The sequence below is a fragment of the Nocardia sp. NPDC023852 genome, from assembly GCF_040639505.1.
In the GTDB taxonomy this organism is placed as follows: Bacteria; Actinomycetota; Actinomycetes; order Mycobacteriales; family Mycobacteriaceae; genus Nocardia.
This window is the reverse complement of record NZ_JBFAAB010000016.1, coordinates 13,276-35,728: the sequence shown is the minus strand read 5'-3', so window position 1 is coordinate 35,728 and position 22,453 is coordinate 13,276. Positions and strand designations below refer to the sequence as shown.

Below are 22,453 nucleotides of genomic sequence, written 5' to 3'. Positions count from 1 at the left end.
GCCAGACAGGCAGGTTACGGCTACCCGGTAGGAGCGTTGTGAACCCCTTACCGAGCCCGAGGGGTTTGGCCCCGACCGGAACGCGACGCCGCAAACCTGGAGTCTTGTTAAGAACAGGTTACGGCGTGGCCCCTGGATTTGTGGCGCCGGAACCTCCATGTGACGATATTTGCGGATCCCACCCACACGAGCAATTCATCCCGAAGTGATCACCAAAGGCAACATCCGGTCACCGTCGTCGCCCCGGCTTTGTCTCCTTCCGTGTGTTCGTTTGAAAAATTTGTATCGTTGAGTCTTGCCGAAGCGACGAGATCCGCGAAGGGGCGACTTGCGCATATCGGCGCAAAAATATGTGAGGAATGTTTCGGGTGAGTGAGTTTTGGAGCGTCAGCTCGTCTTTGGCGTGTCTCAGTATTGGTATCTCACTGTATGGAGTCATTGCGTATCTGGCGGGAATCCTGGAAGGTGGCACGCGGCCGCGAATCGCATCATGGGCCGCCTGGTGCACCGCCAATACCGTTTTCGCGATCGTGGCATACCTCGAGGGCGCCTATCTTGCTGCGGGTATCAATACCGCTTCGGCGGCCATGAATGTGGCGGTCATCGGCGTCGGCATAAAACATCGGGTAAGTCTGCGACCGGGAGATCATATTGATTGGGCTTGTCTGATTTCATCGATCGCGTGCGTGATGGTGACCGTCGGAGTGTCGGAGAAGGCGTTCGGCGCACTCTTTGCCTTGTGCGCCAACCTCGTTGCCACGATACCCACACTCAGGCACGCATGGTCGAAACCCCATGAAGAGACTTGGCAAATGTTCGCCGCGAATGCCTGCGCCGGAGGTCTGGGACTGCTCGGCGTGCTCATGGCAAGCGGATTTCAATTCGCGTCGGCTGCCGGCCCGCTGATCACCGCCCTAGGCAATATCGGCTTGGCGGCACTCACCCTCGGTCGTGGCAGGTTCGCCGATGATGCTGCCGTCACCGCAAGAGCTGGTTGACCGCAATGGGATCGATCATCTCCAATATTGGCGACTGCTTCGCCGATCCCGGCGAAATCACCCGCGGGGAGGCCCAGCGGGCCTCGGCATCCATAGCATCTGCTCCCGGCGATGCCTTGTCCTGCGGCAAGCCGAACGCATTCTCGAGGTCGACGGCCGAGAGGGATCATCGATCCGGGGTTCCTGTCCCCGGAGCGGGTAAGGGAAAGTCGGCAATATTCGGCCGGCGGATCGATTGATCACCACCAAGTGGTGAAAGCGAGCCGCCGCCCAGCATCGCATCGCATACGCGACCAACCGAGAAAATGCCGTAGTCGGCAATAAGCAGAATTACGGCGAGGCCGATCGAGCCACCGATATGAAGATGTCGAGGCCGGAATGATACGACGGACCGGCCGGCTTGCCGTTAGACCAAGGGCGACCAGGCGGGCTCGAACCAGCTGGCCGCGGCGGTCAGGAACCGCTCGCGGTCCCAGCGGCCCGCGCCCGCGGGCACCGCGCCGACCAGATCGATGCCGGTCACCCGGGGCAGGTCGGTCCGGTTGCACTCGGCCGCAAGGTCGGGCTCGGTGGGCCAGGCGCCGATCACCAGGCCCACGCAGCGCACGCCCGCCGAATGCAGGGCACGAGTGGTCAATTCGGTGTGGTTGAGCGTGCCGAGCCCGGCCGCGGTGACCACCAGGACGGGTGCGCCGAGTTTCTGCGCGAGGTCGACGAGAGTGAAATCGCCGAGGCGGACCAGCAATCCGCCCGCACCCTCGACCAGGACGAGGTCGGCGTCGGCTAGGGAGTCGATGGCAGCGACGGTCTCGGCGAGGGTCAGTTCCGGCAAACCGGCTCTTCGGGCGGCGGTGTCAGGCGCCAGCGGGTCGGGGTACCGGGCGAGCTCGACCGTCCGCATGACACCGCTGAGACGCTCGATCTCGGCGAGATCGCCGGGTTCGCCAGGGGCGACGCCGGTTTGGCCCGGTTTGCACACCGCGACCGAACGACCGTCCGCCAGCGTGGCGGCGGCGATCGCGGCGGTGACGACGGTCTTGCCGACGTCAGTGGACGTTCCGGTAATCAGCAGGACGCTCATGCGAACAACACTCCCGTCCGGCGAATCGCACTGCGCGACAAAGCAACAACCCGGCTCGTCCCACGAACAGCGGGGAGTCGGTAGCTACGCACAATCATGCGGGCACCGAAGCCAGATCACGTGCGGCGGCCAAGACTTCGCCGAGCACCATGGCGATGGCATCGAGTTCGGCCGCGGTGAGATCGGCACGCGCTGTCAGCCGCAACCGAGACGTACCCTCCGGGACCGACGGAGGACGGAAACAGCCCACGTCGAGCCCCCGCGCCCGGCATGCCTGGGCGGCGTCGAAGGCGACCTGGGCGGTGCCGAGCACGACCGATACCACGGCCGAATCCGGGGCGGGCACACCGGCGATCCGGGCGATGTCGGCCGCGCGCTCGAGTACCCGCCCGGCGAGTTCGGGTTCGTTGCCCAGCAGGCGCAGCGCCGCCCGCGCCGCGCCGACCGCGGCGGGCGCGAGGCCGGTGTCGAAGATGAACGTGCGCGCGGTGTCGATCAGGTGGGCGCGCACCCGCGCGCTGGCCAGCACCACCCCGCCTTGCGCGGCAAGGGATTTCGACAGCGTCGCGGTGATCACCAGATCGGTTGCACCGGCCAGACCGACTTCCTGCACGAGCCCGCGCCCGCCGGTGCCGCGCACGCCGAGACCGTGCGCCTCGTCCACGAGGAGCACCGCGCCGTTGGCCCTGGTCACCCGGTGCAGCTCAGCCAGCGGCGCGAGATCGCCGTCGGCGCTGAACACCGAGTCGGTGAGCACGAGCGCGCGCTCCTCCGTGCGCTCCGACAGCAGCCGGTCCACCGCCGTGACGTCGCAGTGCGGCGCGACCTCCACCCGGGCCCGCGAGAGCCTGCACGCGTCGACGAGCGACGCATGACTGCCCGCGTCGGAGACGACGAGCGAGCCACGACCGGTCAGCGCGGTGACCGCGCCCAGATTGGCCGCGTACCCGGAGGCGAACACGAGTCCCGCTTCGGCGCCGACGAAATCGGCCAGCTCGGCCTCGAGCAGCTCGTGCTCGGTGGTGGTGCCGGTGACCAGGCGGGACCCGGTGGACCCCGCGCCCCAGCGCCGCACCGCCCCGATCGCGCCGTCGATCACCTCCGGGTGGCGCACCAGCCCGAGGTAGTCGTTGGAAGCGAGGTCGATCGACGGCGCCTGCGGGGCACGGGGGCGTAGCTCACGACGCAGTCCCGCGCTCACCCGCGCGGCGGCACGGTCGTCCAACCAGCTCAACGGATCGGTAGTCACAGCTCCGCAGCATACTTGAACACCGTTCAGGGCCGATAGTCACGGGCCGAGTCACTGACCGTTGAACCAGTTCGGCGTATCGAGCCGGAATACCTCGCCGGGGGCCAGCGTGCGGAGATCCCGCTCCATGGCGGCGAGCCGGTCCGTGCCGAGTAGGTCGGCCCAGCGGTCATGGATCCGGTCGAAGACGTGCGCCGACCGGGTCAGCGCGTCGAGGGCGCGATCGGTCAGTGTGTAGACCTTCCGCCTGGCATCGGTGGGATCGCTGCCCCGACACACATAGCCCAGCCGGTCCAGCACCTCGATGTGCTTGCCCGCGGCCTGTTTCGAGATTCCGAGCGCGCGCCCGAGGTCGGCGGCCGTGCATCCGTTGGGCCCGCCCGCACGGCCGACAGCCTGAAAGAGGAAGCCGTGTATGGGCCGCAACTCGGGATGGCCATGCTGGACCAAGTCGGCATGGACCTCGTCGATCACCGCACGGAAGCCGAGCAGCATCCGCAGTGGCAGCTCGTAGCCGCCGGCGTCACTTGACATAGTGGACAACCTCGTTGACTATATGGACAACTTGATTGTCTATCTTAGAGGTGGTACCCCGATGACTGTCATTCCCCGTGCCGACACCCGCCGCACCGAGACTCCCGGCGGGGTCATGACCACACTCGCCTCTCCCACACAGGGGGGCGCCTCGCTTGCGCTCTGGCGAGTCGACGTACCCGCGGGCACCACCGGCCCCCGGCACTTCATCGACGCCGAACAAGTCTGGACGGTCGTCTCGGGCCGGATCGACATTGCCCTCGACGGCTCGGAAATCACTGCCACCGAGGGCGATACGGTGATCCTCCCGGTGAACGTGCTACGGCAGGTGCGCACCGAGGAGGGCTTCGCGGCCATCGTTGCCGCACCGGCGGGCGCGCGGGCGGGCACGCCGGACAGCGACAGCATGATCGTGCCGCCGTGGATCGCGTAGCGACTGCGGGCCACTAATCCGATGGCGTTGCGACAGCGGCGCGCATCCCGGCGGTGATCGTCGCGATGTCGTCGGACGTGCTGACGAACGGCGGCATCGTGTACACCAAGTTCCGGAACGGACGTAGCCAGACACCCGCCGCGACGGCGGCGTCGGTCGCGGCGCGCATGTCGACCGGACGGTCCAGCTCGATCACGCCGATCGCACCGAGCACGCGCGCCTCGACAACCCCGGGCAGGCCTCGCACCGGAGCGAGGCCCGCCTCCAGCTCGGCCTCGATCCGACCGACCTCCCCGCGCCAGTCGCGCGACCGGAGCAGTTCGATCGATGCGACCGCGAGCGCGCAGGCCAGCGGGTTGCCCATGAAGGTCGGCCCATGCATCAGCCCGCCATGCCCCGCGCTGATCGTTTCGGCGATCCGCGCGGTGCACAGCGCGGCGGCCAGGGTCAGGTAACCGCCGGTGAGCGCCTTGCCCACGCACATCACATCCGGGCTCACCCCGACCCGGTCGGCCGCGAAAAGCGTTCCGGTACGGCCGAATCCGGTGGCGATCTCGTCGAAGACCAGCAGCACGCCGTATTCGTCGCACAGCCTGCGCAAATCGGTGAGATAGCCGGGGTGGTGCCAGCGCATCCCGCCCGCGCCCTGCACCACGGGCTCCACGATGACCGCCGCGAGCTCGCCGGCGTGCGACGCGATCAGCCGCTCCAGCTCCGCGACGTACTCGGGCCGGTACTCTCGCGGCGGCACCGGCGCGAAGAACTGGTTCGCCAGGATGTCTGTCCACAGCGAATGCATGCCGCCGTCCGGGTCGCACACGCTCATCGGGGTGAAGGTGTCGCCGTGGTAGCCGCCGCGCCAGGTGAGCAGCCGCCGCTTCTCCGGCCGGCCCGAGGAGCGCCAGTACTGCAGGCACATTTTCACCGCGACCTCGACCGATACCGAGCCCGAGTCGCACAGGAATACCTTGTCCAGGGCGGCGGGCGTCGACTCGACCAACAACTCGGCCAAGCGCGCCGCGGGCTCATGGGTGAGCCCGCCGAACATCACGTGACTCATCCGCTGCGACTGGGCCACGAGCGCGGCGTCGAGCACGGGGTGCCGGTAGCCGTGGATGGCGGCCCACCAGGAACTCATGCCGTCGACCAGTTCGCGCCCGTCCGCCAGCCTCAGCCTGGTACCCGAGGCGCTCGCCACCACCAGCGGCTCCGTCGTCGCAGGGAAACCGCCGTAGGGATGCCAGACATGCTTGGCGTCGATGGCGGTGATCTCGTCAGGGGTCAATCCCACAGCAATCCTCGCGGTCGAGCGTCGACCCCGGTCGGCCCGGAGCGGCTTGAACGGCGTTCAAGTTACCACTCGAGCTGGGCGCGCACGAACGGACATCTAGGCAAGGGGCGGTGTTCGGTTGCACGTGCGCCCGGCGGCCGGACTCGGACGTGCCGATCACCCGGCACCCGCCGACTGCGTGAGGGCCCGGTCCAGCTGTGCCAGCGCCGTCCGCAGCTCCGCGAGACAGCACTCCCCCAGCGCCTGCGCCAGCGTCCGCTCGATGCCGCTGATCCGCTCGGACGCCACGCCCAGCGCCGTACGGCCCGCCTCCGTGACCCTCACCACCCGCGCCCTCCGGTCGGCCGGATCGACCTCCCGCGTGACCAGCCCGCACCGCTCCAGATGGGTCACCAACTCCCCCATCGACTGCTGGGTCATCCCCGCTGCCTCCGCGAGTGCGGTAATCCGCGACCCCGCGGGGTTCAGGTGCCGGAACACCGCGTAGTGCGCGGGACGCAGCTGATCATCGAGACGGGCGCGCAGCTCGCGATTCAGCGCACGTTCATAAGCCGCAGTGGCCTGGCTGAGGAGTTTCAGAAGCGACGGATCATCCGTTGACATAATACAAAGGTTACCTTTATATATTGAGACATGCGAGACGACCGGACACTCACCTTCCGCAACGGGCACCGCGTCACCCTCGTCGCGCACGGCACCGACGAGCGCGGTCCCTACCTCCGGCTCGAGCACGTCCTGCCACAGTCCGAACGGCAGGCGGGCCCACATTGGCATCCGGTGCTCAGCGAGCGATGGACGGTCCGGCAGGGCCGGGTCCGATACCGGGTCGACGGCGCCGAGATCATCGCGAACCCCGGCGACACCGTCACGGCGCCGGCGCGCACCGTCCACGAGTTCTGGAGCGAGGCCCCCGACACCGTGGTCGACCACGAGATCCGCCCTCCGCTGCGGCACTGGGAGATGTTCCGGCTCTGGCACAACCTCGACCGCGCGGGCAAGACCACTCGAGCCGGGGTGCCGCGCGATCCGCTCGCCCTCGCGTTGCTGTGGGATTACCAGGACGGCTACCTCGCGGGCATCCCAGCCTGGCTGCAACGCGGGGCACTCGGCGGCCTCGCGCGCGTCGCGCAGCGCTGCGGCTACCGGCGCCGCTGGCTGGAAAGTGGCTCCGACCTCGGCTGACTCACCTGGTCACAACCACCCCCGGAAGCACGACGCCGCTGCCGCTAGTGTCGTTGCCATGGCTCAGTCCGACGCAGCGCCCAGCGACGCGACACCACTGGGTGTCTGGCCCGGCACCGCCTATCCCCTGGGTGCGACCTACGACGGCGCGGGTACCAACTTCTCGGTGTTCTCGGAGGTCGCCGACGCAGTCGAACTCTGCTTGATCGCCAGGGACGGCACCGAAAGTCGGGTCGAGCTCGACGAGGTCGACGGCTACGTCTGGCACGCCTATCTGCCCGCGGTCGGCCCCGGTCAGCGTTATGGCTTCCGAGTGCACGGGCCGTACGACCCCGAGCGTGGATTGCGCTGCGACCCGAGCAAATTGCTGCTCGATCCCTACGGCAAGGCGTTCGACGGCAACTTCGATGCTCATCCCTCGCTCTACACCCATGGGCTCGACTCGCTCGGGCACACTATGGCGGGCGTGGTGATCAACCCGTACTTCGACTGGGGCACCGACCGAGCACCGAACCGGCCCTACCACGAGACGGTGATCTACGAGGCGCACGTCAAGGGCATGACGATGACCCATCCCGAGGTGCCCGAGGAACTGCGCGGCACCTACTCGGGCATCGCGCACCCTGCGGTCGTCGACCATCTGAAAGCGCTGGGCGTCACCGCGATCGAGCTGATGCCGGTGCACCAGTTCCTGCACGACCGGGTCCTGCTCGATCAGGGGCTGCGGAACTACTGGGGCTACAACAGCTTCGGGTATCTGGCGCCGCACAACGAGTACGGCGCGATGGACCGCGCCGGTTCGGCGGTGACCGAGTTCAAGGCGATGGTGCGGGCGCTGCACGTGGAGGGCATCGAGGTGATCCTCGACGTGGTCTACAACCACACCGCCGAGGGCGACCACCGGGGGCCGACGCTCGGGTTCCGCGGTATCGACAACGCCGCCTACTACCGCCTGGACGACGAGGACCCCTCGCGCTACATGGATTACACAGGCACCGGCAACAGCCTCAACGTGCGCCACCCACACACTCTGCAGCTGATCATGGACTCACTGCGCTATTGGATTCTGGACATGCACGTCGACGGGTTCCGCTTCGACCTGGCCGCGACGCTGGCGCGCGAACTGCACGACGTGGATCGGCTGTCCACGTTCTTCGATCTGGTGCAACAGGATCCGGTGGTGAGCCAGGTGAAGCTGATCGCCGAGCCGTGGGACGTCGGCGAGGGCGGCTACCAGGTCGGGAACTTTCCCGGGCTGTGGACGGAGTGGAACGGCAAATACCGCGACACCGTGCGCGACTACTGGCGCGGTGAACCGGCGACGTTGGGCGAGTTCGCCTCTCGGCTCACCGGCTCCTCGGACCTGTACGAGGCCACCGGGCGCAGGCCGAGCGCCAGTATCAACTTCGTCACCGCGCACGACGGATTCACCCTGCGGGACCTGGTGTCCTACAACGAGAAACACAACGAGGACAACGGCGAGGACAACCGCGACGGTGAAAGCTGGAACCGGTCGTGGAACTGCGGCGTCGAAGGTCCCACCGACGACGAGGAGATCTGTACCCTGCGCGCACGGCAGAGCCGCAACCTGATGGCGACGCTGGTGCTCAGCCAGGGTGTGCCGATGCTCGCGCACGGGGACGAGATGGGCCGCACCCAGTACGGCAACAACAACGTCTATTGCCAGGACTCGCCGCTGGCGTGGATGGACTGGTCACTGCGCGAGACGAACGCGGACCTGCTCGCATTCACCCGCAGTGTGATCGCGCTGCGCACCGAGCACCCGGTCTTCCGGCGCCGCCGCTTCCTCGCGGGCGGGCCGATCCGCTCGAAGGATCCCGCCCGCGACATCGCGTGGCTCACCCCGTCCGGCAAGGAGATGACCGCGGCCGACTGGGACAGCGGATTCGGCAAGTCGCTGGCGGTCTACCTGAATGGTGCGGGCATTCCCGAACCAGGGCCGCGCGGCGAGCGGATCACCGACGACTCGTTCCTGCTCTGCTTCAACGCCCACGACGCGGCCATCGACTTCGCCTTGCCAGGAGCCGATTACGGCGCTGAGTGGTCGGTCGCGCTGGATTGCTCGACACCCACCGGTCTGGCCGAAGCCACCTATCCGGCGGGCGCCACTGTCACCATCGAATCTCGCTGTCTCCTCGTCCTCCGCCACGCCGCATGACCGAAATACCGATGACCACACCCGCCGCCACCGAGATGCACGTGACCAACCCCGTCTCCCTGCGCCGCAGGCCGACGCGCCAGACGACGATCCGCAGCACCTACCGGCTGCAACTGCGTCCCGACGCGCTGACCTTCGCCGATGCTCGCGCCATCGCGGAATACCTGCAGCAACTGGGCATCTCTCACCTCTATCTGTCGCCGCTGCTGACCGCGGCGCGTGGTTCCACACACGGCTACGACGTCACCGATCCGACCACGGTGTCGGCGGGCCTCGGCGGACCGACCGGGCTCAAGGCTCTCGCCGACGAGGTGCGCAGCCGCGGCATGGGGCTGATCGTCGACCTGGTGCCCAACCACGTCGGCGTCGCGGACCCGCAACAGAACCCCTGGTGGTGGGATGTCCTGCGGTACGGCCGAGAGTCCAGGTTCGCGCGGTACTTCGACATCGACTGGAGCCAGGGCAACGGTGCGGGCGGCAGGCTGGCGCTACCGGTGTTACAGAGCGAGAACGACCCGGCCGCGTTGACCGTCGACCGCTCGGGCGCAGAACCCATGCTTGCCCTGCACGAGCTGCGTTTCCCGATCGCGCCGGACACCGACGGCGACAACGCTCTTCGCATCCACGACAAGCAGCATTACCGCCTGGTGAGCTGGAAGGCCGGGCTGTGCACTTACCGCAGGTTCTTCGCGGTCAGCGGCCTGGCCGCGATCCGCCAGGAGGACCCTGAGGTCTTCGAGATCACCCACCGCGAACTCGCCGCGTGGTGCGAGCACGACCTGATCGACGGCGTGCGGGTCGACCACCCGGACGGACTGTCCGATCCCGCCGGGTATCTCACCCGGCTGCGCCGTCTCATCGGCCCGCACCGGCTGCTGCTGGTGGAGAAGATCCTGGCCAACCGCGAGCCACTGGACGCGACGCTCCCGGTCGACGGCACCACCGGCTACGAGGCGCTGACCGACGTCAGTGGTGTGCTGATCGATCCAGAGGGCGAACAGGCGCTCACCGAGCTGTCACGCCGTGTCGCCGGGCACGGCAGCGATCGCGCGTGGATCGGCGAGACGGAGCACCGGATCAAGCGGGCGGTCGCGGAAAGTGTTCTGGCGCCGGAGATCCGGCGACTGGTGGCCGCGATCAAGCAGGATGCGAACGTCGAGTGCTTCGACACCATGGCACTGACCAACGCCACCATCGAGGTGCTGGCGTTCATGCCGGTGTACCGGGCCGACTATGCGCCGCTGGCCGGCATGATCGGCGCGGTGATCGCCGAGGTGGAAAAGCGCAACAGCGAACTCACCGCGCCGCTCGCGGTGCTGGTCGCGGCGCTGTCCCGCGCCGGCGCCGCCGCAGTGCGATTCAGCCAGGTCTGCGGTGCGGTCACCGCCAAGGCGGTCGAGGACACCATGTTCTACCAGGCCGCGCGGCTGGTCTCGCTCCAAGAGGTCGGCGGCAACCCGGCCAGGTTCGGCCACTCACTCAACGAATATCACCTGTCCAACAGTGAACGCGCACAGCGCTGGCCCGCGACCATGACGACGCTGTCGACGCACGACACCAAGCGCGGCGAGGACGTGCGCGCCAGGATCGGCGTGCTCTCCCAGGCCGCGGAGACCTGGGCGCGTAGCGTCGACTCCTGGTTGGAGACCACACCGGCTCCGGACGGCGCCACCGCGCTGTTCCTGTTGCAGAACATGTTCGGCGTGTGGCCCGCGGACGGCCGGCCCGCCGCATCGGTGCCCGGCCTGCGCGAGCGCCTGCATGTATTCGCCGAGAAAGCGATCCGCGAGGCGAACACCAAGACCTCCTGGGAGGAGCCGGACGCCGGGTTCGAGACCGCCGTGCACGGGTGGCTGGACGCGGTGATCGACGGCCCGGTCGGCTCCGAGCTCGGCGACCTGGTGCACGAACTGGCCCCGCATGCGTGGTCGGATGCCTTGTCGCAGAAGCTGTTGCAGCTGTGCGGCCCCGGCATTCCGGACGTCTACCAGGGCTGCGAACTGTGGGAGGACTCCCTCGTCGACCCGGACAACCGCCGTCCGGTGGACTTCGCCGCACGCGCGGGCATGCTCCAATCACTCACCGGCACACCGGCACTGGATACCACCGGCGCGGCGAAGATGTGGATCGTCGCCTATGCGCTGTGGTTGCGCCGGGAGCGTCCCTATTGCTTCGTCGGCGGCACCTACCTGCCGCTGTTCGGCTCCGGCGAGCAGGCGGACCGGGTGGTGTCCTATGCCCGTGGCCGCGTGGGCGAAGCGCCGGAGGTGATCGTCGCGGCCACCCGACACAGTGTGGGCCTGGCTGAAAGCGGCTGGGGCGATACGTTTCTCGACTTGCCCACGGGTACCTGGACCGACCGGTTGACCGGTCACACGTTCCAGGGAAAGGCCCGGCTGGAGAAACTCTTCACGCGGCTGCCGGTCGCGTTACTGGTTCGCTAGAGCTTGGGCACGGTCGCGGCGGTCACCACACCGACCTTTTCGGAAAGGTCCTCCGGGAACATGCCGCCGAGCTGCTCGCGCCACCGTCGCAGGTTCACGGGGTGGTAGTTCACTAGAACGTGATGCGGGCACCGTCGCAGCAATACGGCCGGGTAGAGGTTGTCGCCGACCGCGATGGCGGATCGGCGCGATAGGCGCCCTCGGGGCGGAGATCTAGCGGGTGCCGAAAACCCGAGCGGCCCGAGGAGCTTGTCGATGGGTGGCCAGCAGACCGACGATCCAGCGTGTGGCGCCGACCGCGGCCGCGGCCAGCACCGCGATCTGCGGCGAGCCGGCGACGAGCGCCAGGATCAGGCCGACCACCAGGCCGGCAGCGAGCGCTTCGAGCTTGTATACGGGCCATGCGGTACCGGCGATCTCGATCGTCGCCGAGGGAGCCGAAGGGTGCACAACCGCCATGTACTCAGGGTAGTCGGAATCAGAAGTTCGGGCCAGCGAACTTCTGTCGCCGGGAACACCGCCGACCACTCGCGCGTTGCCGCAGACATGCCACTCACAGGTCAATACGAACCGAGTACATCCGACTGGGCCCGCGAGCAAGCCGAGAGGTACGAGAACTCCGGCGGCACCGAGGGCGCGACACTGCAGGGAAAACCCATCATCCTGCTGACCACCAAGGGCGCGAAGACCGGCAAACTCCGCAAGACCCCGCTGATGCGGGTGGAGCACAACGGGGAGTACGCCGTGGTCGCCTCGCTGGGCGGCGCGCCCAAGCACCCGGTCTGGTACCACAACATCAAGGCTGAACCGCACGTCGAACTGCGGGACGGCACGGTGCACAAGGACTACACCGCGCGCGAGGTCTTCGGCGACGAGAAGGCGCTGTGGTGGCAGCGGGCGGTCGAGGTGTGGCCGGATTACGCGAACTACCAGACCAAGACCGACCGGCAGATCCCTGTTTTCGTCCTGACACCCAGGTAACCAGCGTGTCACTGCCACCCGCCGCAGCACGCCGGCACGGCGGGTGGCAGCATATTTCGGGTGTCCAATCCGCTTGGTGATCTCGACGCACTGTCCGATTCTCGTCCCGCACTCAGCGCGGACGAGATCGATGCTGCCGCCAAGCGAATTGCCGACATCATCGACCCGACCCCGTTGCAGTACAGCGAACGGCTGTCCACGCTGACCGGGGCGAAGGTCTACCTCAAGCGTGAGGACCTCACCGCAGTCCGTTCCTACAAGCTGCGCGGCGCCTACAACCTGGTGATGCAGCTGTCCGAGGTCGAGCGCGCGGCGGGCGTTGTCGCGGCCAGCGCGGGCAACCACGCGCAGGGCGTGGCGTTCGCGTGCCAAGCGATGGGGATCGCCGGCCGCATCTATGTGCCGGCCACGACACCGAAGCAGAAGCGCGATCGCATCCGGGTGCACGGCGGCGGGTTCGTGGAGCTGATCGCCGTCGGCGATACCTACGACGCCGCCGCGGCGGCAGCCGCCGCCGACGTTGTCCGCACCGGTGCGACCATGGTGGCCCCGTTCGACGACACGCGCACCGCGGCCGGCCAGGGCACCATCGCCCCGGAGATCCTGGAGCAGCTCGGCACCTCCCCCGACCTGGTGGTCATCCCCGTAGGCGGCGGCGGCTGCCTGGCCGGCGTAGGCACCTACCTGCGCGAGCGATCCCCACGCACGGCCCTCCTCGGCGTGGAGCCCGCGGGCGCGGCCTCGATGACCGCCGCGCTGGTGGCGGGCGGCCCGGTGACACTGCCGGAGATCGACCCGTTCGTGGACGGCGCGGCGGTGCGCCGGATCGGCGCTGTGCCATTCGCCGCGGTGTCCGGCTTCGGCGGGCAGGTGGTTTCGCACGCCTCGCTGCCTTTGCTGACAACTACCGAATCCCCCAGTGGCGCTGGTTCTTTCAGGATGATGCAGGTCAACGAGGGTGCGATATGCACGACCATGCTCGACCTGTACCAGAACGAGGGCATCATCGCCGAACCGGCGGGAGCGCTCGCGGTGACGGCGCTCGCCGAGATCCCGGTGGAGCCGGGCTCGACGGTGGTGTGCCTGGTGTCCGGCGGCAACAACGACGTGTCCCGCTACGGCGAGATCATCGAGCGCTCGCTGGTGCACCGCGGCCTCAAGCATTACTTCCTGGTCGACTTCCCGCAGGAGCCGGGCGCGCTGCGCCGCTTCCTCGACGAGGTGCTCGGCCCCGACGACGACATCACGCTGTTCGAGTATGTCAAGCGCAACAACCGCGAGACCGGCGCGGCGCTGGTCGGCATCGAGCTCGGCGCACCGGAAGGGCTCGGGCCACTGCTGGAACGGATGCGGGAGTCGCCGATCCAATGCGAGCGGCTGGACCCCGGCTCACCCGCCTACCGCTATCTGACCTGAGCGAACCACCACGACGACCGCGCGGACGCCACGCGAGACTGCGCCTCGCCGACGCCGGCTCACGCCGCCTTCGGTATCTCCTGCACCGCCACGCGGCGCGTCGCACGCAGGCAGTTCAGCATGAGCGGCAGCAGCCAGAAGGCCGCGGACTGGTCGTAGCTCAGCTGGCTTGCCGAGAGCCGGTTGTGCACGAAGCCGACCGACAGGCCCAGGCGCGGTTCGGCCCAGCCGAACGAGCCCCCGAGGCCGATGTGCCCGAAACCCGCTCGGGCACCCGGCATCGGCATCGAGTGGTACCCGAGGCGCCACAGCATCGGGACGTAGAACAGCGCGCGGTCGAGCTGATAGCTCTCGATGCGGCGCAGCGCCTTGACAGTGTGGCTGCCTAGGTACCTGCGCTCGGCAACGAGACCGCCGTTGGCGAGCGCGCCATACATCGTTGCCAGCGCGCGCGCAGTGCACACGCCGTTGCCCGCGCCGAGTTCGGTGTGCAGGATCGGCGGATCCACGCCTTCCAGAATGGCTTCCAGACCGGGCAGAAACAGGCAGCGGGTCGCGGCGCCCAGCGCACCCGGAATCCGATGACTGCGACCGAGAACCGCCGCGCCGAGCGGCTTTCCGAGCATGCTCAGCTGAGAACCCGCCAGCGGCGCGTAGCTGATCGACGCGTCCGCCGGTGGCCTGCCGAGATGAATGCCGTCGATGCCGAGCGGCTCGGCAACCTCGGTGCGGAACAGATCCGCCATGCTCATCCCGGTGATCGCGCGGGCCAACCCGGCCACCAGCCAGCCGAAGGTGAGCGCGTGGTAGGTGGGAACACCGAGCAGGCGATCGGGTTTCGCGGCGGCCAGGCGCTCCTCCATGAGCTGGTGGTCGAGCACGTCGGCCAGGCAGGTCGCGATCGGGGCCAGCGCGGACAATCCCGCTCGGTGCGTCATCAGCTGGCGGACGGTGATCGCGTCCTTGCCGTTGGCGCCGAACTCCGGCCAGTACTCGGCGACCGGGGCGGAATAGTCGAGCAGCCCGCGATCGGCGAGGCGGTGCACGACCGCGGCGGAAATGCCCTTGGTGGCGGAGAAGATGATCGTGCCGGTGTCCTTGGTCCACGGGGCGTCGCCTCCGGAGCCGATCCAGATGTCCACCAGCGGCTCTCCGTGCAGGTGCACCGCGAAGGCGGCGCCCGCCCCCCTGCGGTTACCGAATGTTCGAGCGAAAGCGCGAACAAATGGTGCGAATTCGGCGGCGGCGCTGCCACCCATCCCCGGGGGCAGAACCGCTAGGTCCCCGGAAGCTTCGTTGCTCATCTATCCACGGTAATGGCGTAGATCACACACGGCAATAATTCTGTCTCGGACAGTTGCGGGCCGGCTATCGGGTGACGCCGAAAAAGACGCCGCGTCTACGCCTTCCACCGAGCTCATTGTGGTCCGGGCAGCGCCGTCTCCAGCAGTGCGAACGAGTGACCGGGAAGGGTTGTCACGGAAGGACCTACCGTCGGAGGCTCCCAGGACAGCACCGGTATGCCGGCGATGGGCACGGCGACCTGGTCCTCGGCGAGATTGCACAGCAGGGCCAGAGTGCCGCGGTGCACGACGATCCAGCGCGCCGCCTCGTCGTAGTCGACCGAGATGTGCGTCAGCCACGGGTCGCTCAACTCCGCCCGCTCCCGGCGCAGCGTCAGCAATGCGCGATAGCAGGTCAGCAACCGCGCATGACGCGGTTCATCCGGTTCGTCCCAGTCCAGCTTGGACCGCAGAAAAGTCCGGGGGTCCTGGGGATCGGGGATCTCGTCGGTGTTCCAGCCGTGTTCGGCGAACTCCTCCTTGCGCCCGGTGGCGGTGGCGGCGGCGACCATCGGATCGGTGTGTGAGGTGAAGAACAGGAACGGTGTGCGGGCGCCCCACTCCTCCCCCATGAACAGCATGGGAGTGAACGGCGCACACAGCACCAGCGCGGCCTTGATCGCGAGCTGACCCTCGGTCAGGTAGGCGCTCGGCCGGTCGCCGATCGCGCGGTTGCCGATCTGGTCGTGGTCGCAGGTATAGGCCAGCAACGCGCTGCCCGGGATCAGGCGCGGGTCGACCGGGCGGCCGTGTGTGCGCCCACGGAAGCTGGAAAATGTTCCGGCATGGAAGAAGCCGTCGGTGAGCGTCTGAGCCAGACAGCGCAGCGAACCGAAATCGGCATAATAGCCCTGACGTTCGCCGGAGACCGCGGTGTGCACGGCATGGTGCAGGTCGTCGTTCCACTGCCCGGTCAGCCCGAAGCCGCCCGCCGCCCGCGGGGTGATCAGTTTCGGATCGTTGAGGTCGCTCTCCGCGATCAGCGTCAGCGGCCTGCGCACATGGGCGGCGAGGCGTTCGGTTTCGACGGCGAGCTCGGCGAGCAGGTGGGTGGCGCTGCGGTCGACCAGGGCATGTACGGCATCCAGACGCAGCGCGTCGACGCGGAACTCGCGCAGCCAGCGCAGCGCGTTGTCGATGATGTACCTGCGCACTTCGTCGGACCGGGGTCCGTCCAGGTTGACGCTCTGCCCCCAGGTGTTGCGACCGTCGGCGAGGTAGGGCGCGAAACGCGGCAGGTAGTTGCCGGACGGGCCGAGATGGTTGTAGACGACGTCGAGGCAGACGGCCAGTCCGCGGGCATGGCAGGCGTTCACGAACCGCTGCAGCCCATCGGGCCCGCCGTAGCTTTCCTGTACCGCGTACCAGAGCACGCCGTCGTAGCCCCAGTTGTGCGTGCCGTCGAAGGCGTTCACGGGCATCACTTCGACCACCGTGACGCCGAGCCGGACCAGATGGTCGAGCCGCTCGATCGCGGCGTCGAAGGTGCCTTCCACCGTGAACGCACCGATGTGTAGCTCGTAGTAGACCGCACCGGCCAGTGGCCGCCCGGTCCACTCCGCGTCGGTCCAACCAGCCGGGTCGAGGGCATGCAGCGCCGAACGGGCGTGCACCCCATCGGGCTGGCGCGACGAGCGCGGATCGGGTAGCACGGTGAGATCGTCGTCGAGCAGAAACCCGTACCGGGCTCCGATCGCGGCGGGTAGGTCGGCGCGCCACCACCCGTCCGGCGATCGCGCCATCGAGTGGACGACTCCGTCCAGGTCCAACCGCACCAGTTCCGGCCGTGGTGCCCACACCTCGAACAGTGTCACCGCGCCAGCATCCCATGCACGCCACCGGTCCGCGCGGCTCGGATTGCGCGTCCCGGCGACCGAGAACATCGCGACGCCGGGCTGCCCCGGTGCGCGCCGCTCGCCCGGGTCGGAGGTTCTCTGCCAGAGTGGGTGCGTGGGTATCTATGGCGAGCGGGTATTGCCGCGGATCGTCGATGTCGCCTGCGGGATGCGGTTCAACGACCCGCTGCGCGAGCGGGTGTGCGCGGGACTGCACGGACGCGTGGTGGAGATCGGTTTCGGATCTGGGCTCAACGCGCCGTTCTACCCGGCGACCGTCGCCTCGGTCAGCGCGGTCGAGCCTGCCGATCTGGCCTGGAAGCTCGCGGGCAATCGGGTCGCGGCGGCCACCGTGCCGATCGAACGGGCCGGCCTGGACGGGCAGGCGCTTCCGTTCGAAGACAATAGCTTCGACTCCGCGCTGTCGACTTGGACCATGTGCACCATTCCCGATGTCGCAACGGCCTTGGCCGAGGTGCGCCGGGTGCTCGTTCCCGGAGGCACGCTGCACTTCGTCGAACACGGGCTCGCGCCCGACCACGCCGTGCAGGTGTGGCAGCACCGGCTGAACCCGGTGCAGAAAAGGCTGTGCGGCGGTTGCCACCTGGACCGCGACATCCGCGGACTGCTGGCAATCGCCGGTTTCGAGATTCGCGACGTGGAGTCGTTCTATGGCGAGGACGCCCCCCGGATCTTCGTCGCCCAGACGCTCGGTGTCGCGGTCTCACCCTGACCGGTCAGACGATCCGGACCGAGAGCAGTGACGGTGGCGCTGCTCCGGCACTGTCGGCGATGCTGCCTATCGAATGCTCAGACGGCCGCTATGCAACCGGAAAAGCCCTGGTCGCAGCCGGATGAGTACGGTAGCGAGCAGCCCCATCTACCAGTTCCGACCGATATTGAAACGATCTGTCCAAAATGATGGTAGGCTGCCCCCATGGCACGACCACGGCTGTTCGACGAGGATCGCGCGGTGGACGCGGCGATGCGGGCGTTCTGGCGCGCAGGATACGAAGCGACCTCCACCGAGGACCTCTGCGCGGCTACCGGACTGGGCCGCAGCAGCATCTACAACGCCTTTACCAGCAAGCGCGATTTGTTCCAGCGCGCGCTGCGCCGCTATATGACGGCCAAGAACGCCCCGACCTTCGACCTGCTCGACGAGCCGGGCGACGTATCGACGAAGATTCGCACGCTGCTGTGGCAGGTCGTGGATTCTCCGGACGACGACCCACTGGGCTGCCTGGTGGTCAACTCGACCATCGAACTGGCCCCGCGCGACCCCGAAGTAGCCGCCACCCTGCGGGCCGATTACGAACGGCGGCTGGACGCGCTCACAGCGGCATTCGACAGCGGCAGACGCGCAGGCGACGTCGCACCGGACAAAAACCCCCGCACGATGGCCCATTTCGTGATCGCCACGATCGGCGGCATGCGGGTAGCCGCACGTGGCGGCGCCGACCGGGAGACATTGGCGGCCATCGCGACCACCGCACTCGGCGCGCTCTGAGCGACCTGTCCCGCACACCCACTTCCTGACACCGTTCCACCGCGGCGTCGCTGCCGCATCCTCATTTTAGATTGATCAGTACAAAATAAGGAGGTACCGATGCCTGTGGCGATCTACGTCCTGGGTCTCTCGATCTTCGCCCAGGGCACCTCGGAGCTGATGCTCGCGGGCCTGCTCACCGAGATGGCAGGTGATCTGGGCGTCTCCGTGCCGCAGGCCGGCCTGCTCATCTCGGCGTTCGCGCTGGGCATGCTGGTCGGCGCGCCCGTGCTCGCGGTAGCGACGCTGCGCTGGTCGCGGCGCACAGCACTGCTCGCCTTCCTCGCGGTTTTCGCCGCCACGCACGTCGTCGCCGCGCTCACCTCGGACTACCGAATACTGTTCGCGACACGGGTGATCGGCGCCTTCGTCTACGCCGGATTCTGGGCGGTGGCCGCGACCACGGCGATCGGCTTGGTCCCGGCGACCGCGCGCGGCAAGGCGATGAGCATCGTCGCGGGCGGGCTGACCATCGCCACCGTCATCGGCCTCCCCGCGGGCACCGTCATCGGGCAGCACCTAGGCTGGCGCGCGGCCTTCTGGGCAGTCGCACTCCTATCGGCGGCCGCCATGTTCGGCGTACTGATGAAGATCCCCGGCGGGCGACCGGCCACGGCGCCGCGGATGCGGAAAGAGTTGCGCACCATGGTTCGTCCGCAGTTGTGGCTGTCCTATGGCACCACCGCGCTAACCACCGGTGCACTGTTGGTGAGCTTCGCCTACCTCGGCGCGTTGCTGTCGGACACCACACGGCTGGCCGACGGCTGGATCCCCGTAGTGCTGGCGGTCTACGGGCTCGGCGCCTTCGTCGGCATCGTCGCCGGCGGCCGGACCGCCGACGCCCATCCGCTCACCAGCCTGTACGTCGGCATCGCCGGGGTGGTCGTCACCTCGGCACTGCTTGCCCTGACCGCCCAGTACGCAGTTCCCGTGGTGCTGCTGTCATTCCTGTTGGGCGCCTTCGGTTTCGGCATCAATCCGACCCTGAACAGCCGAGTCTTCACCCTTGCGGGCGACGCGCCGACCCTGGCCGCCGCCACCAACATTTCGTCGTTCAACGTCGGCATCACCGCGGGCCCCTGGCTCGGCGGCCTCGCGATCGGGGCGGGCCTGGGCTATGCCTCGGTAGCCTGGATCGGCGCGGCCCTCGGTGTTGTGGCACTCGGAACCGTCGCGTGGAGCCATGCCCTGCAAAGCGATCGGACCGCCCAAGGCCCGATCGCCGCGCCCGACCTCGCGGTGGCGGAAGCGGGCCGCCAGTCGCAATCAGCACCGAGACGGGCAGTCGCCGAAAGCACTACACCCTGAATCTATTCGGCGCAGATCTCCTGCAATGCCGCGAACAAGGCGAGGCCGATCTTGCCCATCTGCGCACGACTGTGCAGGGCGGTGTCGTACTCCACCTGAATGGTGAGTCGTCCACCGACGGTGAAGATGGTGAGCTTCGGCGGCATTCCCGGCCCCATCGCGTAGATGTCGTCACGGATGATTCGAATGCCTTCGGGTACCGAATGCGCGGGCAGCCTACCGATATTGGAGAGGGCAAGGGATGGGGCGGCAGCCAGGATCGCCGCGGTCGCCTCGTCGTGGACGCGACGAGCGACGAGCGCGAAACGCGCCGGTTCGCGCCGCTCGAGCGCGGCCCGCATGCCTGCCGAAACCTGACGTCCGACTTCGACCGGGCTCGAGTCGTGCGAAACGATCGCGGGCGTGCCCAACCCCGAGGCGCAATTGAGGATCGTGTGGACGGGCAACGGCGGAACCAGCTCGGATCGCACATCCACCGCGTGCCCACAGACCATCGGCAGTGGGCCCGTCGCCGGCTCGAGTTGCGAACGAACTGCGACCAGAGCGGCCCCGCTGAGCAGGCTGTTGACCGAAAGATCATGTGCGCGAGCGGCCTCGATGAGGACATCGGTTTCCTTGGCGTCCAGCTCGATCCGCTGCACGGCAAAGCGGCCGAGCGGATCGTTGCCGACGCCGTCGTCCGGGAGGGTACGCGGAGCCGATTCCGGGCCCATCAGCGCGACACTCGCCCGTACCTGCTCGAGCCACTCGGTGACCTCCGCGTCGCCGATTACGGCGGCCAGCTGGTCATCGATGGCCTCGGGCAGGCTTCGATCGAAATCCGACTGCGGCACCCCGGCGCCAGTCGCATGCGCCGTGTAGCGCCGCCACATCTCTCCCAGTAGCGCGAAAGCCGATCGGCCGTCGGCGATCCCGTGGTGAATGACCAGAACGAGCTGATCGCGGTCACCGTCGTGCAGCAGATGGGCGCGAAACAGCCCGTCACGCCAATCCCTTGGCCCATTCACCAGATTCAGGTATTCGAGTTCGCCACCATCGGTGATGTCGAGCCGAGGGCGGTATCCGTCATCTCGGTGGAACCGCATCGTGCCATCCGGATCGGTCACCGGTTTACTGCACAGCAGCGGATGCTGCGCCGCCAGTTCATCCAGCACCCGGCGGAGGATCTCGACGTCGAGCGAACCGTGCACGGTAGAGCCGATGAACAGTGGCATTCCACCGGTCGGCACAGGGCCGAGCTTGGTACCAGAGCCGAAGAAGCTGATCTCGAAGGGGGAAATCGGTCGCTGCGCGGTCATCTCGTTCTCGTACTTCCGTGTGTTGGAGCGGATCGCCTTCAACATACATACGTTTTAAACGCTTGTCACAGACGGTTGTTTTAAACATCCGTCCCAAACGTATGTATGCCGCGCTGATAAGGTGCGAATGTGGGAACTCGAGAAGATCTGCTCGCCGCCGCCAAGCGATGCCTGGCCGAACGCGGATACGCGCGCACCACGGTGCGGGATATCGTCGCCGCCTCCGGCTCCAACCTGGCGGCCATCAATTACCACTTCGGCACCCGAGACAAGCTGCTCAACCAGGCGATGATGGAATCCAGCGCGGCCGCCGTCCAACAGATCCTCGACTCGCTCCCCACCGACGCCGACGACCCCACCGACCGCCTACATACCTTCTTTCAGCAGCTCATCACATCGTTCACCGAAGAACACGCCCTCTGGTCGGCCAACGTCGAAAGCTTGGCTCAAGCCCTGCACTCCCCCGATCTCCGTAGTGAATTCGGCTCTGCCCAAGCCCTCGCCCGCACCGAGCTCGCACGCCTATTCGCCGCGGCCGACAAGGACTCCCACCTCGGCGCCGTCCTGCAAACCATGATCGGCGGCCTACTCGCCCAACACCTCGTAGACCCCGACAACGCCCCCACCGCCGCCGACATCACCTCCGGCCTCCGCGCCCTTGCCCAACTCGCGCACTAGATACGATGCCGCCTCGAGGTGGCGGGCTTGTCGCCGATGGGCGGACTTCAGGCAGGCCCGAACGCGCGCCCGTTCTCGTTGCGTTCAGCCGGTGCGGCGGGAGCGGCCCAGAGCCAACCCACCGAGGGCCATACTGATCAGTCCCAACACCACGGCCGCGAAGGCCCCGACTATCCCGTTGCCGGTGCCGGGGCCACCGTCGGCGGTGGCCGCGAACAGCCCACCGAGGACTACGCTGATCAACCCCGCCACCAAGGCCACAGTGGGCCCGCGTCCCCCGGATCCCATACGACCGGCGGAGCGGAGAGCCAGCCCGCCGATGACCGCGCCGGTCAGCCCCACCAGTGCGGTCAGGGTGGGCCCGAGTCGCCCGGAGGTCATGCCGTAACTGGTGGCGGCTGGCTCGACCGAGACGGCTGCGGCCGCCGGCGCGGCAAGCGCGAGACCTGCGAGCAGGGCGACTGCTGTGGCGACGAGCAGGTGACGGACGGACATGGGGCGCTCCTTCATCGTAGGACTGAACGTCGCTCGATCTTGTCCGCTGGACCCACCGCCAGTCGTCGTGCGGGTGCGGGCAATTCGCGCTGCCACCAATGCCGTAGCCGGCTGCCGCGGACGCCGTAGGAGCCGCGAAGGTACCGCGTGTGCGGTAGG

General features: G+C 67.8%; 21 protein-coding genes. 11 read left to right on the top strand and 10 right to left on the bottom strand.

The genetic code is table 11. The annotated features are described in order from the left end of the window. The first annotated feature begins 368 nt into the window (after positions 1-368). Positions 369-998 (top strand): hypothetical protein, encoded by a 630-nt coding sequence (locus AB0H00_RS20990; RefSeq protein WP_357268492.1) that lies wholly within the window; start codon positions 369-371, stop codon positions 996-998. A gap of 406 nt (positions 999-1,404) precedes the next feature. Here the strand turns inward: AB0H00_RS20990 and bioD are convergent, their stop codons facing one another. The 3 genes from bioD to AB0H00_RS20975 form a co-directional block, all read right to left on the bottom strand. Further along, positions 1,405-2,079: a dethiobiotin synthase gene (gene bioD, locus AB0H00_RS20985; RefSeq protein WP_357268490.1), complete on the bottom strand. Its 675-nt coding sequence runs from the start codon at positions 2,077-2,079 to the stop codon at positions 1,405-1,407. 94 nt (positions 2,080-2,173) lie between these two features. Beyond that, positions 2,174-3,328 carry an 8-amino-7-oxononanoate synthase gene (locus AB0H00_RS20980; protein WP_357268488.1) on the bottom strand — a complete coding sequence of 385 codons (1,155 nt, stop codon included), beginning with the start codon at positions 3,326-3,328 and terminating at the stop codon, positions 2,174-2,176. 51 nt (positions 3,329-3,379) lie between these two features. After that, positions 3,380-3,862: a MarR family winged helix-turn-helix transcriptional regulator gene (locus tag AB0H00_RS20975; protein WP_357268486.1), complete on the bottom strand. Its 483-nt coding sequence runs from the start codon at positions 3,860-3,862 to the stop codon at positions 3,380-3,382. 61 nt (positions 3,863-3,923) lie between these two features. Between AB0H00_RS20975 and AB0H00_RS20970 the strand changes: the two genes are divergently transcribed. Next, entirely contained in the window at positions 3,924-4,295 is a 372-nt protein-coding gene (locus tag AB0H00_RS20970; protein WP_357268484.1) for a cupin domain-containing protein, read from the top strand. Between the two features lie 13 nt (positions 4,296-4,308). On the opposite strand, the gene AB0H00_RS20965 is transcribed toward AB0H00_RS20970, so the two are convergent. Further along, positions 4,309-5,586 (bottom strand): adenosylmethionine--8-amino-7-oxononanoate transaminase, encoded by a 1,278-nt coding sequence (locus tag AB0H00_RS20965; RefSeq protein WP_357268482.1) that lies wholly within the window; start codon positions 5,584-5,586, stop codon positions 4,309-4,311. Between the two features lie 156 nt (positions 5,587-5,742). Continuing rightward, positions 5,743-6,189 carry a MarR family winged helix-turn-helix transcriptional regulator gene (locus tag AB0H00_RS20960; protein ID WP_357268481.1) on the bottom strand — a complete coding sequence of 149 codons (447 nt, stop codon included), beginning with the start codon at positions 6,187-6,189 and terminating at the stop codon, positions 5,743-5,745. A 30-nt stretch (positions 6,190-6,219) separates the two neighbouring features. On the opposite strand from AB0H00_RS20960, the gene AB0H00_RS20955 reads away from it, so the two are divergent. Genes AB0H00_RS20955 through treY form a run of 3 tightly spaced genes read left to right on the top strand, consistent with a single transcriptional unit; the run spans position 6,220 to position 11,391 of the window. After that, a complete protein-coding gene (locus AB0H00_RS20955; RefSeq protein WP_357268479.1) occupies positions 6,220-6,768 on the top strand; it encodes a cupin domain-containing protein in 549 nt (182 codons plus the stop codon). A 58-nt stretch (positions 6,769-6,826) separates the two neighbouring features. Next, positions 6,827-8,947, top strand: a complete 2,121-nt coding sequence (glgX, locus tag AB0H00_RS20950) for a glycogen debranching protein GlgX (RefSeq protein WP_357268477.1) — start codon at positions 6,827-6,829, stop codon at positions 8,945-8,947. Positions 8,948-8,982: 35 nt separating this feature from the next. Continuing rightward, a complete protein-coding gene (gene treY, locus AB0H00_RS20945; protein ID WP_357268766.1) occupies positions 8,983-11,391 on the top strand; it encodes a malto-oligosyltrehalose synthase in 2,409 nt (802 codons plus the stop codon). Between the two features lie 213 nt (positions 11,392-11,604). Here treY and AB0H00_RS20940 read toward each other — a convergent pair whose 3' ends face one another. After that, on the bottom strand, positions 11,605-11,850 hold the full coding sequence (locus AB0H00_RS20940) for a hypothetical protein (protein ID WP_357268475.1): 246 nt from the start codon (positions 11,848-11,850) through the stop codon (positions 11,605-11,607). Between the two features lie 87 nt (positions 11,851-11,937). Between AB0H00_RS20940 and AB0H00_RS20935 the strand changes: the two genes are divergently transcribed. Both AB0H00_RS20935 and ilvA read left to right on the top strand, forming a co-directional pair. Next, positions 11,938-12,372, top strand: coding sequence for a nitroreductase family deazaflavin-dependent oxidoreductase (locus AB0H00_RS20935; protein ID WP_357268473.1), 435 nt, complete (start codon positions 11,938-11,940; stop codon positions 12,370-12,372). Positions 12,373-12,432: 60 nt separating this feature from the next. Further along, on the top strand, positions 12,433-13,788 hold the full coding sequence (gene ilvA, locus AB0H00_RS20930; protein WP_357268472.1) for a threonine ammonia-lyase IlvA: 1,356 nt from the start codon (positions 12,433-12,435) through the stop codon (positions 13,786-13,788). A gap of 59 nt (positions 13,789-13,847) precedes the next feature. On the opposite strand, the gene AB0H00_RS20925 is transcribed toward ilvA, so the two are convergent. Next, positions 13,848-15,092: a serine hydrolase domain-containing protein gene (locus AB0H00_RS20925; protein WP_357268470.1), complete on the bottom strand. Its 1,245-nt coding sequence runs from the start codon at positions 15,090-15,092 to the stop codon at positions 13,848-13,850. Positions 15,093-15,205: 113 nt separating this feature from the next. Continuing rightward, complete coding sequence (treZ, locus tag AB0H00_RS20920; protein ID WP_357268468.1) at positions 15,206-16,945, bottom strand: malto-oligosyltrehalose trehalohydrolase; 1,740 nt, start codon at positions 16,943-16,945, stop codon at positions 15,206-15,208. Positions 16,946-17,081: 136 nt separating this feature from the next. Between treZ and AB0H00_RS20915 the strand changes: the two genes are divergently transcribed. The 3 genes from AB0H00_RS20915 to AB0H00_RS20905 all read left to right on the top strand — a co-directional run bounded on the left by AB0H00_RS20915 (position 17,082) and on the right by AB0H00_RS20905 (position 19,823). Continuing rightward, the gene (locus tag AB0H00_RS20915) at positions 17,082-17,699 is read left to right on the top strand and encodes a class I SAM-dependent methyltransferase (RefSeq protein ID WP_357268467.1); all 618 of its coding nucleotides are present in this window, start codon (positions 17,082-17,084) and stop codon (positions 17,697-17,699) included. 204 nt (positions 17,700-17,903) lie between these two features. Further along, complete coding sequence (locus AB0H00_RS20910) at positions 17,904-18,476, top strand: TetR/AcrR family transcriptional regulator (protein ID WP_357268465.1); 573 nt, start codon at positions 17,904-17,906, stop codon at positions 18,474-18,476. A gap of 99 nt (positions 18,477-18,575) precedes the next feature. Continuing rightward, positions 18,576-19,823: a Cmx/CmrA family chloramphenicol efflux MFS transporter gene (locus AB0H00_RS20905; protein ID WP_357268463.1), complete on the top strand. Its 1,248-nt coding sequence runs from the start codon at positions 18,576-18,578 to the stop codon at positions 19,821-19,823. Between the two features lie 2 nt (positions 19,824-19,825). Here AB0H00_RS20905 and AB0H00_RS20900 read toward each other — a convergent pair whose 3' ends face one another. Beyond that, positions 19,826-21,166 (bottom strand): hypothetical protein, encoded by a 1,341-nt coding sequence (locus tag AB0H00_RS20900; RefSeq protein WP_357268461.1) that lies wholly within the window; start codon positions 21,164-21,166, stop codon positions 19,826-19,828. Between the two features lie 84 nt (positions 21,167-21,250). On the opposite strand from AB0H00_RS20900, the gene AB0H00_RS20895 reads away from it, so the two are divergent. Then, positions 21,251-21,799: a TetR/AcrR family transcriptional regulator gene (locus tag AB0H00_RS20895; RefSeq protein WP_357268459.1), complete on the top strand. Its 549-nt coding sequence runs from the start codon at positions 21,251-21,253 to the stop codon at positions 21,797-21,799. Between the two features lie 84 nt (positions 21,800-21,883). On the opposite strand, the gene AB0H00_RS20890 is transcribed toward AB0H00_RS20895, so the two are convergent. Further along, positions 21,884-22,294, bottom strand: a complete 411-nt coding sequence (locus AB0H00_RS20890; protein WP_357268458.1) for a DUF6223 family protein — start codon at positions 22,292-22,294, stop codon at positions 21,884-21,886. Positions 22,295-22,453: the final 159 nt, after the last annotated feature.

Excerpts from the sequence above, each read along its gene's own strand:
- bioD (WP_357268490.1), bottom strand. The coding sequence starts at position 2,079 with ATGAGCGTCCTGCTGATTACCGGAACGTCCACTGACGTCGGCAAGACC.
- AB0H00_RS20975 (WP_357268486.1), bottom strand. The coding sequence starts at position 3,862 with ATGTCAAGTGACGCCGGCGGCTACGAGCTGCCACTGCGGATGCTGCTC.
- AB0H00_RS20970 (WP_357268484.1), top strand. The coding sequence starts at position 3,924 with ATGACTGTCATTCCCCGTGCCGACACCCGCCGCACCGAGACTCCCGGC.
- AB0H00_RS20960 (WP_357268481.1), bottom strand. The coding sequence starts at position 6,189 with ATGTCAACGGATGATCCGTCGCTTCTGAAACTCCTCAGCCAGGCCACT.
- AB0H00_RS20955 (WP_357268479.1), top strand. The coding sequence starts at position 6,220 with ATGCGAGACGACCGGACACTCACCTTCCGCAACGGGCACCGCGTCACC.
- glgX (WP_357268477.1), top strand. The coding sequence starts at position 6,827 with ATGGCTCAGTCCGACGCAGCGCCCAGCGACGCGACACCACTGGGTGTC.
- treY (WP_357268766.1), top strand. The coding sequence starts at position 8,983 with ATGCACGTGACCAACCCCGTCTCCCTGCGCCGCAGGCCGACGCGCCAG.
- AB0H00_RS20940 (WP_357268475.1), bottom strand. The coding sequence starts at position 11,850 with ATGGCGGTTGTGCACCCTTCGGCTCCCTCGGCGACGATCGAGATCGCC.
- AB0H00_RS20935 (WP_357268473.1), top strand. The coding sequence starts at position 11,938 with ATGCCACTCACAGGTCAATACGAACCGAGTACATCCGACTGGGCCCGC.
- AB0H00_RS20925 (WP_357268470.1), bottom strand. The coding sequence starts at position 15,092 with ATGAGCAACGAAGCTTCCGGGGACCTAGCGGTTCTGCCCCCGGGGATG.
- AB0H00_RS20910 (WP_357268465.1), top strand. The coding sequence starts at position 17,904 with ATGGCACGACCACGGCTGTTCGACGAGGATCGCGCGGTGGACGCGGCG.
- AB0H00_RS20905 (WP_357268463.1), top strand. The coding sequence starts at position 18,576 with ATGCCTGTGGCGATCTACGTCCTGGGTCTCTCGATCTTCGCCCAGGGC.
- AB0H00_RS20900 (WP_357268461.1), bottom strand. The coding sequence starts at position 21,166 with ATGTTGAAGGCGATCCGCTCCAACACACGGAAGTACGAGAACGAGATG.
- AB0H00_RS20890 (WP_357268458.1), bottom strand. The coding sequence starts at position 22,294 with ATGTCCGTCCGTCACCTGCTCGTCGCCACAGCAGTCGCCCTGCTCGCA.